Source organism: Hoeflea algicola (assembly GCF_026619415.1).
Lineage (GTDB): Bacteria > Pseudomonadota > Alphaproteobacteria > Rhizobiales > Rhizobiaceae > Hoeflea > Hoeflea algicola.
Map to the genome: position 1 here is coordinate 1403592 of NZ_JAOVZR010000001.1, position 14542 is coordinate 1418133.

The 14542-nt window shown below is 61.0% G+C and carries 11 protein-coding genes; 5 read left to right on the top strand and 6 right to left on the bottom strand.

The features are described 5' to 3' along the window. Nucleotides 1-61 precede the first annotated feature (61 nt). Together OEG84_RS06935 and OEG84_RS06940 are read right to left on the bottom strand one after the other, a co-directional pair. Nucleotides 62-1714 carry an FAD-binding dehydrogenase gene (locus OEG84_RS06935; RefSeq protein ID WP_267653058.1) on the bottom strand — a complete coding sequence of 551 codons (1653 nt, stop codon included), beginning with the start codon at nt 1712-1714 and terminating at the stop codon, nt 62-64. A 244-nt stretch (nt 1715-1958) separates the two neighbouring features. Next, a complete protein-coding gene (locus OEG84_RS06940) occupies nt 1959-3233 on the bottom strand; it encodes an NAD(P)/FAD-dependent oxidoreductase (protein WP_267653059.1) in 1275 nt (424 codons plus the stop codon). Nucleotides 3234-3373: 140 nt separating this feature from the next. Here OEG84_RS06940 and OEG84_RS06945 point away from each other — a divergent pair, with 140 nt between their 5' ends. Then, nucleotides 3374-3778 (top strand): rhodanese-like domain-containing protein, encoded by a 405-nt coding sequence (locus OEG84_RS06945; RefSeq protein WP_267653060.1) that lies wholly within the window; start codon nt 3374-3376, stop codon nt 3776-3778. 12 nt (nt 3779-3790) lie between these two features. On the opposite strand, the gene OEG84_RS06950 is transcribed toward OEG84_RS06945, so the two are convergent. Continuing rightward, nucleotides 3791-5863, bottom strand: a complete 2073-nt coding sequence (locus OEG84_RS06950; RefSeq protein WP_267653061.1) for a bifunctional aldolase/short-chain dehydrogenase — start codon at nt 5861-5863, stop codon at nt 3791-3793. Nucleotides 5864-5949: 86 nt separating this feature from the next. Here OEG84_RS06950 and OEG84_RS06955 point away from each other — a divergent pair, with 86 nt between their 5' ends. Next, the gene (locus OEG84_RS06955) at nt 5950-6921 is read left to right on the top strand and encodes a sugar-binding transcriptional regulator (protein WP_267653062.1); all 972 of its coding nucleotides are present in this window, start codon (nt 5950-5952) and stop codon (nt 6919-6921) included. 133 nt (nt 6922-7054) lie between these two features. On the opposite strand, the gene mtnA is transcribed toward OEG84_RS06955, so the two are convergent. Next, nucleotides 7055-8158, bottom strand: coding sequence for an S-methyl-5-thioribose-1-phosphate isomerase (gene mtnA / locus OEG84_RS06960; protein ID WP_267653063.1), 1104 nt, complete (start codon nt 8156-8158; stop codon nt 7055-7057). Then, nucleotides 8155-9423 (bottom strand): S-methyl-5-thioribose kinase, encoded by a 1269-nt coding sequence (mtnK, locus tag OEG84_RS06965; protein WP_267653064.1) that lies wholly within the window; start codon nt 9421-9423, stop codon nt 8155-8157. The genes mtnA and mtnK overlap by 4 nt, the downstream gene beginning before the upstream one ends. A gap of 123 nt (nt 9424-9546) precedes the next feature. Here mtnK and OEG84_RS06970 point away from each other — a divergent pair, with 123 nt between their 5' ends. From OEG84_RS06970 to OEG84_RS06980, 3 genes are read left to right on the top strand one after another with little or no spacing between them, the layout of a single operon-like run. After that, nucleotides 9547-11079, top strand: a complete 1533-nt coding sequence (locus OEG84_RS06970; protein ID WP_267653065.1) for a sugar ABC transporter ATP-binding protein — start codon at nt 9547-9549, stop codon at nt 11077-11079. Beyond that, a complete protein-coding gene (locus OEG84_RS06975; RefSeq protein WP_267653066.1) occupies nt 11076-12140 on the top strand; it encodes an ABC transporter permease in 1065 nt (354 codons plus the stop codon). Before OEG84_RS06970 ends, OEG84_RS06975 begins: the two co-directional genes overlap by 4 nt. 31 nt (nt 12141-12171) lie before the next feature. Next, nucleotides 12172-13227 (top strand): substrate-binding domain-containing protein, encoded by a 1056-nt coding sequence (locus OEG84_RS06980; protein ID WP_267653067.1) that lies wholly within the window; start codon nt 12172-12174, stop codon nt 13225-13227. 184 nt (nt 13228-13411) lie between these two features. On the opposite strand, the gene OEG84_RS06985 is transcribed toward OEG84_RS06980, so the two are convergent. Then, nucleotides 13412-14542 (bottom strand): RuBisCO large subunit C-terminal-like domain-containing protein, encoded by a 1131-nt coding sequence (locus tag OEG84_RS06985; protein ID WP_267653068.1) that lies wholly within the window; start codon nt 14540-14542, stop codon nt 13412-13414.

A 14542-nucleotide genomic window follows, 5' to 3' on the forward strand; every position in this document is an offset into this window, starting at 1 on the left:
TCAGCATCTATCAGAGTTCTTGCCAGTCTTTTGCATGATCCTCAAGGCAGGCAACGCCGGTTCAGGCAATGCTGTCCGCCCTGCCCGCCTGACGGCCGGAAAAAATGCAGCCGCCGAGGAACGTTCTCTCAAGCGCGTTATAGCCGTGATAACCACCACCGCCAAAACCACTGACTTCGCCTGCCGCAAACAGGCCCGGCACCAACTCGCCCTGTGCGTTGAACACCTGACCGTTGAGATCGGTTTCCAAACCGCCCAGCGACTTGCGGGTAATGATGTTGAGCCGGATCGCAATCAGCGGTCCGTTTGCGCGCGCCAGGAACCGGTGCGGCTTGGCGGTTCGCATCAGCCGGTCACCGCGATAGTTGCGGGCGGCGTGCATCGCCATCAGTTGTGCATCCTTGGTAAACGGATTGTCGATCTGGCTGTCGCGGGCAACAATCTGAGCCTTCAGCTTTTCGAAATCGATCAGGTTCCCGCCCTTCTGGTTCATGCCGGCAACCAGTTCCTCAAGCGTATCGGCGACAACAAAATCCTCGCCATGCTGCTTGAACGCCTCGACCGGCGTCGTCGCCTGCTTGTTGATGAGCCGATGCCGGATCACCTGCAGCCAGCTTTTGGCAGCAAAATCCGGGTTCTGTTCCGATCCCGACAGCGCCACCTCCTTCTTCAGCACCTTCTGGGTCATGACGAACCAGGAGTGGTCATGCCCGGTGGAGAGAATTTCGCGCAGCGTCGAGAGCGTATCGAACCCTGGCATGCATGGCGGCTTGAGCCGGTTGCCGGTAGCGTCAAACCACATCGACGAAGGCCCCGGCAGAATGCGGATACCGTGATTGGGCCAGATCGGGTTCCAGTTTTTCACACCTTCGGTGTAATGCCACATCCGGTCGGCATTGATCACCCGGCCACCGGCGGCCTCGGCGATGGCAATCATCCGACCGTCGACATGGGCCGGCACGCCTGAGATCATCTGCTGCGGCGGCTCCCCGAGCCGATCGCGCGGCCAGACCTTGCGCACAAGATCGGAATTGCCGCCAAGACCACCCGAAGTGACCAGCACGCTTGACGCCCGCAACTCGAAATCACCGATGATGTCGCGATTGGTTGATCGGCCGCGCGCGCTGGAATCATCTGCCAGCACTTCACCGCTGACACCGGTTACCGCGCCATTATCGGTGAGCAGGCTAGAGCAGCGGTGTCGAAATTTCAGTTCTATCAGACCCGCCGCCACATGCGCGCGCACCCTTCTTTCGAACGGCGCCACGGTCCCCGGCCCCACCCCCAAGGTCAGGTGAAACCGCGGCACCGAATTGCCATGGCCATCGGCGAACGATCCGCCGCGCTCGGCCCATCCAACGATCGGGAACCAGCGCATACCCATGGCGCGGAGCCAGGGCCGCATTTCACCGGCGGCAAAATCGATATAGGCCTCGGCCCATTTGCGCGGCCAGAAATCTTCCTTGCGGTCAAATTGCGCCGATCCCATCCAGTCATTGAGCGCCAGCTCGCGGCTGTCGCGGATGCCCATCCGGCGTTGCTCGGGCGTGTCGACAAGAAACAGCCCTCCGAGCGACCAGAACGCCTGCCCGCCCAAAGAGCCCGCCGGCTCCTGATCAATAATGATCACCTTCTTGCCGCTGTCGGCGAGTTCCGCCGCGGCCGTCAGCCCCGCAAGCCCGGCGCCCACAATAATCACATCACACATGTCCATTGCGTTTCCCTCCCCGTTGCAAATCGGTCGCCGCCATCTCGACGCCCCGGCTTCACACCGCCGGTCGAACTGGTTCCAGACCCCAAGCGGGACCACAATTTTGCAGCCGTGTCGATGAGCGGAACAAGCATGCGCGCACACAAACGTGGGGCTTGGCCGCTTGGGGAACCGCAAATTTCAAGTTCAAAATCCATACCGAGGCCGTGTCAGTACACCGCCCCGCCGGATAATCCCGCCTGCGATGTCAGAGGCTTCTGATCAATTGATTGGCGGCAAAGACGGTTTGGTAGAAGCCGGTTTTCAGCCTTTGCATCGGTTCCGGCCTGACACCGGTGACCGCCATCGGTAAATTGGCTTCATCGCCACCTGCCAAAAGTTCCGCCATCGCCTTGCCGAAGATCGTTCCCGGCGCGATGCCGCGGCCATTGTAGCCAATCGGCGTATAGAGCCCCTCCGCCAGCCGGTGAATGCGCGGCATGTGCTCGGCGTTCATGGCAATCTGGCCATGCCAGGCTTGCTCAAATTCCACCGGCCCAAGTTTTGGAAACATCCGCTTGAGCAGCCGCGCCGCCCAGCGTTCCGACAGCCCCTTGTCACCACCTATCACCGATCCCATTGAACCGACGATCAGCCGGTCCGCCATGTCGCGCCGGAGCGAGAACATGATCGTTCCGGTATCCCAAATTCCCTGCCGTTCCGGCAGGATATCGGCGACGCGCGCCCCCAGCGGAGCCGTCGCAATCTGGAAAAAACTGATCGGTACGAAGCTGCTCTTCAGCCCCGGCCAGAGATCGTCAGAATAGGCGTTGGTGGCCAAAATCACCGATTTGGCCGACACTGTCCCGCTATCGGTCGCAAGCAGCCAACCGCCACCCGGCTTCGGTGTCAGTTTCGTCACCGACACGCCTGTGTGAATGCGCGCGCCGGCAGCCTTCGCCGCCCGCGCCAATCCGCGCACATAGCCCATCGGGTTGATCGTGCCGGCCCGCTCATCCAGCAGCCCGCCATAAAACGCGTCCGAGCCGATCTTTGCAGCAGCCTCATTCCGGTCAAGCAGCCTGACCGGCGCACCAAGCCGATTCCATTCCTCAGCTCTTCGCTGCAAATCTTTGAAGCCACTTGGAGAATGGGCAGCATGAATGGTGCCGGTGCGGGTCAGTTCACAGCGAATCTGGTGCTTTTCGATCAACGACATCACATAGCTGGGGCCGTCGCCAAGCAACTCCACCAACTGGCCGCCGCGTTGCTCGCCAAGACGCTTGCGCACATCCTGCGGTGCCAACCACAGCCCGGCATTGAGCAGCCCGACATTGCGCCCAGAGCCGCCAAAGCCGATCTGTCGAGCTTCAAGCACGCAACAATCGAGCCCCTGACCGGCGGCATGCAGAGCAGTCGAAAGACCGGTATAGCCGCCACCAACAATGGCAATATCGGTCGTCACATCCGCCGTCATCGGAGAGGAAATATCGGCTTCCTCGGCGGTCTTATCCCACAACGACACTGTCGACGAAACTGCCATGCCTGCGAACTCCCGATGCTGATCCGTCAAGGCCACCCCGTTCATCAAGAGATGCCAATCGACGCCGGAAGTGTTGAACCAAGGGACCGATTGCGTCAATCATGCAAATAGGTTCCACGGCCAATTCAACAGGAGGATTCATGTCCCGCACCATCACGCCCGTCGCCGACCTTGTGGCTCGCGCGCGAGCGCGCATTGAGGAAGTCGAAACTGCCGATGCGATCGCCATGGTGGATGATCCGGATGTAGTGATCGTCGATTTGCGTGATGTGCGTGAGCGCCAGCGCTCGGGCTTCATCCCCGGCAGCTTTCACTGCCCACGCGGCATGGTCGAATTCTGGATCGACCCGCAAAGCCCCTATTACAAGGAGGTGTTCGGCCAGAACAAGAAATTCGTCTTCCACTGCGCTTCCGGCTGGCGCTCGGCGCTGACCACGGCAACGCTTAACGAGATGGGGTTTGAAGCGGCGCATATCCGCGAAGGATTTTCCACCTGGCAAGCCCAGGGCGGCCCGGTCGAGTTCCCACCCGACCGGCACGACTGAACCAGGCCGCGCTTAACGCAGCGACGCCTCGATGTTGCCGCCGTCTACCGTGATCACATGCGCCGTGGTGCGTTCCGCCTTGGCCAGCGCCACGAATGCATCGGCGACATGATGCGCCTCGACCTCGGCCTTGAGCAGATTGCCGGCCATGTAGTCCGACGCCGAAACGCCACGTGCCTCGGACCGCGACTTGATGAAGTCGTCGGTCAAGAGGCCGGAACGGATCCGGTCGGCATTCACGCCGTTGACGCGCACGCCTTCGCCGCCAAGTTCCAACGCCAATTGCTTGACCAGGAAGAAGGTTGCTGCCTTAGGCAATCCGTAAGCCCCGAACCCCTTGCCCGGATTGACCGCTTGCTTGGACACATTGAACAGCATTTGTCCGCCATGGCCTTGCGCAGCAAACACCTTTGCCGCCGCGCGCGCCATCGCCAGATGCGAAAAGAAGTTGAGTTCAAAACTCGACCGCAATTTCGCCTCATCAAGCTCGAGCAACATGCCCTGCACCGCAGCCCCCGCATTGGATACCAGGATATCGAGCCCGCCAAAGCGCTCGACAATCTGGTTGACCGTCGCTTGGGCGGCGCCGCTCGCGGTCAGATCGGCAACCACCGGCAGACAGTTCTGCCCGATCGACGCCGCCGCGGCCTGACAGGCCTCCTCATTGAAATCGATCAGCGCCACCGCCGCACCATCGCGCGCAAATGCTTTCGCCGTGGCAAGCCCGATCGCCCCGGCGCCACCGGTCACCGCCACGACCTGGCCGGTAAACGGCTTGGCCGCAGCCTTGGCGAGTTTGGCCTGCTCCAGCGACCAGTATTCGAGATCGAACAGGTCATCCGGACCGATCGGCCGGAATCCGCCGGCTGCCTCGCCCTGGCTCATCACTTCCACGGTCTGCTCGGCGATATCGGCCGCGGCCGATGCCGCAGCAGCATCCTTGCCGATGCCGACGATGCCGAGACCTTCAATCCAGGCCACGCAAGGGTGCGGTTCAAGCATGGTCTTGCCGCCGCCGACGCGCGCGTTCTGATTGGCAAACATTTTCCGATACGCATCGGCAAAAGCGTCGATCTTTGCGGAAACGGCATCCGTGCCGCTGGCTAGATCCGCGCCGGAGAGCACCAGCATTTCCCCCTTGGTGCGGATCACGTGATCCGGCGAGGCAACGCCGCGCCGGGCGAGATCACCAAGGTCGGAACGTCCCAGGAATTTATTGATAACCGCGCTGTTGCGCAGATCCATCACCACCGGCCGCGGCGCGCCCTGATGATGATCGCCGCGCAAACGACCAATCAGGCCACGCAACACCGGAAGAGCCGCCTGTGCGGCCGGCCGGTTGGCCGCTTGTCGGTTTTTCTGCACTGTCAGGTCAAATCGCCGGCCGCCATTGCGCGCCGCCAGCCAGTCCTCGACCATGTTGGTATGCTCGATCACCCGGTCGTAGCTTTCCCGCGCCGTCGCGCCGAAAGTGAAGTGCCCATGCTTGAGCAAGATCAGCCCTTCAACATCGGGGTTGGCGTCAAATACATCCGCGGCCTTCTTGGCCAGCGCGAATCCGGGCATGATGTAGGGCACCACGGCTAGCCTACCGCCAAATATCTCGCGGATCGCCTCATCGGCATTGGGCAGGTTGGCAAGCGCCAGAAACGCGGTTGCATGGGTATGATCGACAAAGGCATGCGGCAGGAAGGCATGCAGCAAGGCTTCGACCGACGGGTTGGGCGCGCTCGAATCAAGCAGATTGGAGCGCTGCATGTTGACCATGTCCTCGTCGGACAGGGCGTCGAGCTTGCGCATCTCCAGCAACGGCTCAAGCCACACGCCGGGCAAGCCCGGCGCTTCAAGTGTGTCGAGATCCCAGCCGCTGCCCTTGACATGCAGCACCGGCTGGCTGACGCCAAACAGGTCCTCGCGCTCGGTCTTGACCGAGGTATTACCCCCGCCATGCATGACCAGATCCGGATCGGCGCCGATCAGCCGCGAGGAATAGACCCGAAGCGCCAGGGTCTGGTCCGCCGGGTGATTGCCCGCTGCGCGAACCCGTTCATTCGCTTCCTTGTCATTCCATCTGTTTTGCCGCATTACCAACTCCCGCCTGTGTGAACGAAGATCATTTGACAAAAGTCACGCCTTATTGTCAAATGTATATATAGCAGCGATGGATTAAAATGGCCCAGAACCCGACGAGGCGCTCCACCAAACAGATCAGCGGCGAGGACATCGTCGTCGAAACCGCGTGGCTTTACTACCATGATGGGCTTAACCAGAGCGATATTGCCGCCGGGCTGATGGTGTCGCGTGCCACCGTGGTCAATTACCTGCAAGAAGCACGCGAACGCGGCTATATCCACACCAAATTGTCGCCCGAAGCGTTCAACACCCATCGCGCAGCGTTGAAATTGTGCGAGCGATTCGGCCTCAAGGCCGCCTATATCCTGCCCGACGGAACCGGCGGACCCGACGATCACGCCAGCCGCATCATCCGCGGCGCGGCCGACTGGCTGCCAAGCCTGCTCGAACCCGGCGACCGCCTCGGCATCGCCTGGGGCAAGACCATCTATGATGTCGCCGAACAGCTTGAGCAGACAACCATCCCCGATCTGACGGTACTGCAGCTTGTCGGTTCGATGGCCACGCCCTACGGTTTTTCCGCCGATGTCTGTTCCTCCAATGTGGCACGGAAATTTTCGGCCAACTGCATCAATCTGCACGTGCCTGCAATTCTCAGCAGCGCCGAGATTGCCGCCACCTTGCGCGCGGAAACCCTGATCGCCCACCAGTTCGAAGCTGTCAGCAACTGCAACAAAACGCTGTTTGCGGTCGGCTCCTGCAATCCCGACAGCCACATCGTCTCAAGTGGCCTGGCGACGTTGGCCGAACTCGAGCAGTACAAGGCGATGGGGGCAGTCGGCGTGTTGTGCGGGCGCTTCATCGACGCCAAGGGCGATCCGGTCAGCGGCCCGCTGGACGAGCGGATGATGGGGGTGGAACTGGAAAAGCTGCGTCATCGCGACGCCGGCATTCTGGTCTCGGTCAGCGAAGACCGCGCCGCCGCCGCCGTAGCGGCACTCAGGGGCGGCTACGCCACCCATGTCGTCACAAATCAGCGCTCCGCCAGCGCCATGATGGATCTCGCCTGACGTCCCTTACCCATACACAGGATCCGGACTACCGGCAAAACGCCGCGTGATCGGTCGACCACGCGGCATGTAATCTGTTCATATCAAGAGCAATCCGTCGCGCTCGACCCTGACGTTTCGAGCGCGACCCGTCTCAGGCCGCGTTGCGACGTTCGGGGAACAGCCCCAGCAACCCTTCGCCCGACGCCTTGGCGACACCTCGCTCTGTAATCAGCCCCGTCACCAGTCGTGCCGGTGTGACATCGAAGGCGGGATTGCCGCCCGGCGTGCCGTCGGGCGAAATCTGCACCGAGGTGACACTGCCATCCTCAAGCTGGCCGAACACATGCGTGACCTCGCGGCCATCGCGCTCTTCAATCGGGATCTCGCGAACCCCGTCATTGACCGTCCAGTCAATGGTGCTGGAAGGCAACGCCACGTAGAACGGAATCTGATTGTCATGTGCCGCCAACGCCTTGAGATAAGTGCCGATCTTGTTGCACACATCCCCCAGTGCCGTGGTCCGGTCAGTGCCGACAATCACCATGTCGACCTCGCCGTGTTGCATCAGGTGCCCGCCGGCATTGTCGACGATCAGATGATGCGGAATGCCATGGCGATTCATTTCCCAACTGGTCAGCTGCGCTCCCTGGTTGCGCGGTCGGGTCTCGTCGACCCAGACATGGATCGGAATCCCCGCTTCGACCGCGTGATACATCGGCGAGGTCGCGGTTCCCCAGTCCACCGTCGCAAGCCAGCCGGCATTGCAATGGGTCAGGATGTTGACCGGTTCGCCGGGCTTCTTGGTGGCGGCAACCTGCCGGATCAGTTCCAGCCCGTGAACGCCGATCAGCCGGTTGGTCTCGACATCGGCATCGCAGATCTCTTCTGCCTTGCGGAAAGCAGCCGCCGCCCGCTCGCTTTCTGGCAGCGGCGCCAGCATCTGCCGCATCTCGTCGAGCGCCCAGCGCAAATTGATCGCGGTCGGCCGGGTTTCGTGCAATTGCTCCCAGGCCGCATCGAGTACAGCATCAGAAGCATCCCGCTGCATCTCGACAGCAACCCCATAGGCCGCTGTTGCCCCGATCAGCGGTGCCCCGCGCACCCACATGTCGCGGATCGCCATGGCGAATTCATCCAGCGTGTCGATCTCGACCACACGGAATTCATGTGGCAGCCAGCGTTGGTCGATGATCTTGACCCGTCCGGTCTCGCCATCAAACCAGATCGACCGGTAGTGTGTATCGCCAACCTTCATGCCTGTCCTCCGGTTTCAGTCTGTCGCGCCGCGGCAAGCACCGCGTCCATACCCGTCAGACGATTTCTGTTCATCACCAGCATTTGCCCGAGCTTCAGGCATTTGGCTTCGCATTTCGCCTTCAGATCCTCGTCCTCGATGGTGTCTAGTTCGGCGACATGCGCCAACCCCAGAATCCGGCGGTGCATCTCGATGCCGGCAAAACCGACCAGATCGCGGAAGATCTCACCGAGTAGCTGCTGGGCAGCGCTTTCTGACGCAAAATCATGCCCCTGATCTTCATACAGCGCTTTGGGATAGAGGATCCCGGTGCGCTCGGTTCGCCACAACCGCAAGAATTCCGCGCAATAGACCGACCAAGTCTCCTCGATCACCTCGAGGATCCAGGCCTGAAACTCACCGCATGCATTGGCATCGGAAATATGCGCAGGCATCGCATGATATGCCATCAGGTAATTGCCGATCAGCATACCGATGTCGAAACCGAACGGCCCGTAGAACGCAAATTCCGGGTCGATGACCCGCGATTCGGTGTCCGTGACCATGATCGAGCCGGCATGCAAATCGCCATGGCACATGGTTTCACCGCGCGAGGTGAAGGCGCGTTTCATGTGCTGGACTTCCACCTTCAACGCTTCGTCACGACGCAGATCGGCGACGATACCGTCGAGCTGAGGCGTCGTGTGCCGGTTCATTTCCGCGTCATAATAGGGGTCAGTGAACACCAGCGTTTCGGTGATGTCGCAGAGCTCGACATTGCCGGCAAACAGCGCCTGGTCGGCTTTCTTGTCACCGGCTTTCATCGACAGGTCGGAGCCACGGAACGCGGTGCGCGCCGCAAACAGCCCCATTGCCCTGCCCAGCCCTTCGACCTTGCGGCCCTCCATCGTCTGCTGCCGCAGGATGATATGCGGCTGCAACCGCTCCATGATGATCAGCGCCTGGGTTTCATCGAAGTGCAAAACCTCGGGAACGCTGCCCGGGTCTCTTGCTTCCTGGCGGATCAATGCGTGATACTCGAAAAAGGCGCGCTTGAGCGGCAATGGCCAGCTATCGCCAACCAGTCGCACATAGGGCAGCGCCTGTTTGACGATCACACTTCCCGCCTCGCCTTCGACAATGAAGACCAGATTGAGATTGCCGTCGCCGACCTCGCGCACTGTCCAACCTTCGGCGTTGCGGCCGACGGTTTTCTTCATGACATCAAGCCCGCCCAGCCGATCAGCCAGAGTTTCAGGTGATAAAGCTTTGTATTCGCTACTCAATTCAATCCTCCACAACGGCCTTTCAAGCCATTCGTTACCTAAGCCTAGTGTTCGTTTCACTCATTTGTCAACACGTATTGACTTTTGTCATGGCTGCTGATTTCATCTTACTGGGAGGAAGGGATGAGCGAAACTGTCTGCAATCTGCGCGGCGTCGAAAAATCGTTCGGCGACAACCGTGTTCTCAAGCAGCTCAACCTGTTGCTGCCTGGCGGAACTGTCACCGTATTGATGGGCGCCAACGGCGCCGGAAAATCGACACTGGTCAAGATATTGAGCGGCGTGCACGCGCTCGACGCCGGCTCTGTGACGCTGCTTGGCAAGCAATTCAGCCCTTCCACCCCCTCCGAGGCTATTCGCGCCGGCGTTGTCACTGTCCATCAGAACATCAATGATGGTGTCATCCCCGATCTCGATGTCGCGTCCAACCTGCTGATCGACCGCCTTGCCGAACCCAACTATGGCTTCCTGCTCAAGCGCCGGCAGAACTATGCCGACGCCGAGCGCATTGCCAGCCAGATGGGACTGGCACTGAATGTGCGGCAGCGGGTCTCCGAACTCGGCGTGGCCGACCGCCAGTTGATCGCCATCGCCCGCGCTATGGCCCACGATCCGAAGCTGCTGATTCTCGACGAGCCGACGTCGTCGCTGTCGGCATCGGAAGCAGAACGATTGTTCCGGCTGATCGAAAGACTCTCGGCGCGCGGCGTCGCCGTGCTCTACATCTCCCACCGCATGTCCGACATCCGCCGCATTGCCGACCGCATCGTATCCATGCGCGACGGCGAAATCTCCGGGGTGTTCGAGGGCGACAACCTCGATTATGAAGGTGCCGTCAACGCCATGCTCGGACACCGCATGAGCGATATCGACCTCGAAATCGGCGAACCTGGCAAACCCGTGCTCGACATTTCCGACCTGCGATTGCTTCCCACCAGCAAAGCTTTCGATTTTCAACTCGCCGAAAACGAAATCGTCGCCATCACCGGCCTGCTCGGCAGCGGCAAGACCGCGTTTGCACAATGCCTGTTTGGCCTTGCCACCCCGTCGCAGGGGCAAATCCAGGTCGATGGCAGGGATTATGCGCCAACCAATCCCAAGGCTGCCATTGCCCGCGGCGTGTTCATGTCCCCCAAGGATCGGGCCAACAACGCCGTCGTTGCCGACTTCAACCTGGCCCACAATATCACGGTGCCGTTCCTGTCACGCTACTCCAGCCTCTCCTTCCTCAACCGGTCAAAGGAACGCGTCACCGCAACCACCATGATCGAGGCATTGTCGATCGTCTGCCAGAGCGAGACCGACGGCATCAACACGCTCTCGGGTGGCAACCAGCAGAAGGTCATGCTGGCGCGCTGGTTGGCTGAGGAATGTCGGCTCTTGCTGCTCGACGAGCCTTTCCAGGGCGTCGATATCCGCGCCCGCCGCGACATTGGTCGCAAGATTCGCGAAACCGCGAAAAACCGGGCAACGCTGGTGTTCGTCTCCGAACTCGATGAGGCGCTGGAAGTGGCCGATCGGATCATCGTCATGACCGAACATTCGATGTCGGCCGAATTTGTAAATCAGAACGTGGATCTCAACGAGATCCTTACAGCAGTAACTGGGTCAGCACCGGAAGATACCGGGCGGCCCGCAAAGGCAGCATTCGCATGAGCATCGACCATCCCGACACACCCGCTCCCGCAGGTACTTCGCGGCCTCCCAAAGGCTCCTTTAGCCCGATTGATATCGCCATCCGTTACGGATTTCTGGCGCTGCTGGTCGGCCTGGTGATCTTCTTCTCGATCTATGCCAATGGCTTCGCCGGACCGCGCAGCGCCGTCTTCGTGTTCCAGTCGGTGGCCATCACCGGCATTCTCGCGCTCGGCGTCACCTGCACGCTGGTGGTCGGTGGCTTCGATCTGTCGATCGGCTCTGTCGCCACCTCGTCGATGATGCTCTCGGCCTACATGATGGTGGTGCTCGAACAGCCGGCCACTGTCGCCATTCTCGCCTGCCTGGCGATGGGCGCCTTCATCGGCCTGGTCAACGGCCTGCTGATCGTCAAGACCAAGATCCCGGATCTGCTGGCGACGCTCGGCATGATGTTCCTGCTTGTCGGTCTTCAACGCATCCCCACCGAGGGCCGCTCCATTGCCATGGGCATGACACTGCCCGACGGGTCAACCGCAGAAGGCATGTTTTCGCCGCTGTTCCTGTCGCTGGGCCGGCACCGGTTTGATTTCATGCTGGAAAAACTGTTGCCCGCGCCGGTGATTTTCCTCGTCGTCATCGGCATTCTGGTCTGGGGTTTCCTCGAACTTACCCGTCATGGCCGACTGATGTACGCCATCGGTTCTAACGAGCGCGCCGCCAGTCTGACAGGCACCAATGTCAACAAGTACAAGATCATGGCCTACATGATCTCCGGCGTACTGGCCTCGATCGGCGGCATGTTGCTGTCGGCCCGGCTCGGCCGCGGCGACATCGCTTCGGGCACCAATCTGCTGCTGGATGCGGTTGCCGCCTCGCTGATCGGCTTCGCGGTGCTGGGGGCAGCCAAGCCCAACGCCTTCGGCACGGCGATGGGGGCACTGTTCGTCGGTATCCTGCTGCAGGGCCTGACGATGATGAACGCGCCCTATTACACCCAGGATTTCATCAAGGGACTGGTGCTGGTCATCGCCCTTGTCTTCACCTTCTCGCTGTCGGCCCGGAAGTCCGGCAGTCATTGAACGGAATTATCATGCAACGGAGGAAATCAGCATGAAGATGGTACGTAGACAAGCACTCTCACTGCTCGCTGGCCTGACGGCAGCAATCACACTGCCGTTCGGCGGCATGGCGCTGGCGCAGGACATGCCGGCCCCGCTCGACAACCCGGGCGACGTCAAGATCGCGCTGGTGCGCTATCTCTCCACCGGCGACTTCTTCCAGGCCTATCTCTCCGGCGTCGAAAGCCAGGCCAAGGCGCTTGGCGTCGACCTTCGCGTGCTCGACAGCCGCCAGGACGCAGCCCTGCAGGCCGATATGGTCGACCAGGCAATCGCACTCGGCGTTGATGGCATCATCATCCAGCATGGCCTGACGGAATCCATGCAGGAAGCCGCCCAACGCGCCCTTGACGCCGGCATCAAGGTTGTTGCCTTCGACGTAAATGTTGAAAACCCAGCCATTCCGCAGATCGAACAGTCGGACTACCTGCTCGGCAAGTTGGCTCTGGAACAGGCCGCCAAGGACAATGGCACGGAATGGAATGCCGGCTATGTCTATGTTCCGGGGATTGCACCGCTGGATCGTCGTCACACCGCCTGGGAAGAGTTCAAGGCAGCCAATCCGGGCGTTGTCGAAAAGGCGCAGATGGGCACGATGGACAACCCGATCGCCAACTCCAACGCCAACCAGGCACGCTCGGTGCTGCAGGCCAACCCCGACATCACCGTGTTCTTTGCGCCCTATGACGAATTCGCAAAGGGCGTGAAGATCGCCGTTGACGAGGCTGGCTTGTCACAGGACGTGAAGATCTACTCGGCTGACATTTCAACCGCCGACATTTCGGCGATGCGCGAGCCGGACAGTGCCTGGGCAGCGACTGTTGCTACCAACCCGGCCGTGGTCGGCGAGGTGTCAGTCCGTGCGTTGGCGATCATGCTCACCGGTGGTAATCCCGGCGCCCAGGTGGTGGTCCCGCCGACCCTGATCACGCAGTCGTTCCTGACGGAAAACAACATCAAGAACATGGATGACCTGTCGGCCAAGATGCCGCAATTCGCCCATGCCGATGTCGCCATGACCGATTGGATGCCGCTGCCCCCACGGTAAGCCGAACAGGTTCCAGTGTCCCTCCCAGGACAGTAAAAGGGCCGTGTTTTCGAACGCGGCCCTTTTGCGTATCCATGCTCCGGCCATACTTACGGCTCAGAGGCACGGGTAAAGCCCACACCAACGCCGTCGCATTGACAAAGCACGCGGCGCAGTCCGCGCTTCCAAGGCTTGCTTCAGGAGATCAGCTGCCGATCCGGTCGATGGCGTCGCGCATGGCGCGTACCGCTTCGCCGATCTTGTCGCCGGCGCGCAGCAGGCTGCCACCAAGCAGGAACACCACGTCCTCGCCATACATCGAGACCATGTCCCCTGCCCGCTCGACACTCATGCCGCCGCCGGGGCTCGGCATTATCGGCTGACCCAGACCGCCGGGATCACGGCACGCCTCTGCAATCGACAAGCATTCCTCGACGCTAAAGCCAAAGCGGCCACCGACATTGGGAAACACCGAGATGTCCGATCCGGCCAGGCGCTGAAACACGCCATACATCAGCGCATGGCTGACACCGGTCTCGGGTGTCAGCACGTAAGAGCCAGTGAAGCTCGGATGAGTCATGATTGGCAAGTCAAATGACGGATCGCGCGACAGCGCATGCACAACGCCAAAGCCCATCAGCCCGGGCATCAGCAACACGCCACCGGCGCCGGCCTCCTTGGCCGCAAATGCTTCTGCCACCGGGTTGCCGCTGTAGCCGGTCACATTGACGAAATACTGCGCCTTGCCGTTGCACTTGGCATTGGCTTCAGCCACCGCGACGCTGACGGCTTTTACCCGCTCGGCGAACGGCGCCATCTTTTGGTTGGCCAGTCCATGGTCGTCCTTGATGATGTCGGCACCGCCCAGCACGCAACGGTGAGCGATTTCGGCGAGTTCGCGCACGCTCGAGCCCTGCGGCTTGATCACCGGCGAAATCAGCCCTCCACGCGCCCGTCCGGCACGGGCACGGACGCCCTGGATACCAAATCGCGGCCCACCAAATCGGGCGCGGATTTCAGGGCCTGGATCAATGCCCACGACCCGGATATTCTGCTGGATCGAGGAGTTGCCGAAGATCACGTTGATGAGTTGGATCACCTCGTCGCCGGCGCTGTCAGGACTGTAGGAGATCGTCGCCTCATAGGCGTTGTCACCCACCGCGCGAATATGCTCGACCTGGCCCACAATCTCGTCGCTGACATAACCGGCAGGCACGATGTCGCCGGGGATTTCGACGGTCTGCTCCAGCGCGATACCGCGCGCGCGGCTGTCGGCCTCGGCGGCACTGTCGGCGAGCAGACGGTAGATCACCCGGAAACGGTTGTCTCCGGCCAT

Excerpts from the sequence above, each read along its gene's own strand:
- OEG84_RS06975 (WP_267653066.1), top strand. The coding sequence starts at position 11,076 with ATGAGCATCGACCATCCCGACACACCCGCTCCCGCAGGTACTTCGCGG.
- OEG84_RS06970 (WP_267653065.1), top strand. The coding sequence starts at position 9,547 with ATGAGCGAAACTGTCTGCAATCTGCGCGGCGTCGAAAAATCGTTCGGC.
- OEG84_RS06985 (WP_267653068.1), bottom strand. The coding sequence starts at position 14,542 with ATGGCCGGAGACAACCGTTTCCGGGTGATCTACCGTCTGCTCGCCGAC.
- OEG84_RS06950 (WP_267653061.1), bottom strand. The coding sequence starts at position 5,863 with ATGCGGCAAAACAGATGGAATGACAAGGAAGCGAATGAACGGGTTCGC.
- OEG84_RS06940 (WP_267653059.1), bottom strand. The coding sequence starts at position 3,233 with ATGGCAGTTTCGTCGACAGTGTCGTTGTGGGATAAGACCGCCGAGGAA.
- OEG84_RS06935 (WP_267653058.1), bottom strand. The coding sequence starts at position 1,714 with ATGGACATGTGTGATGTGATTATTGTGGGCGCCGGGCTTGCGGGGCTG.
- OEG84_RS06945 (WP_267653060.1), top strand. The coding sequence starts at position 3,374 with ATGTCCCGCACCATCACGCCCGTCGCCGACCTTGTGGCTCGCGCGCGA.
- OEG84_RS06980 (WP_267653067.1), top strand. The coding sequence starts at position 12,172 with ATGAAGATGGTACGTAGACAAGCACTCTCACTGCTCGCTGGCCTGACG.
- OEG84_RS06955 (WP_267653062.1), top strand. The coding sequence starts at position 5,950 with ATGGCCCAGAACCCGACGAGGCGCTCCACCAAACAGATCAGCGGCGAG.
- mtnA (WP_267653063.1), bottom strand. The coding sequence starts at position 8,158 with ATGAAGGTTGGCGATACACACTACCGGTCGATCTGGTTTGATGGCGAG.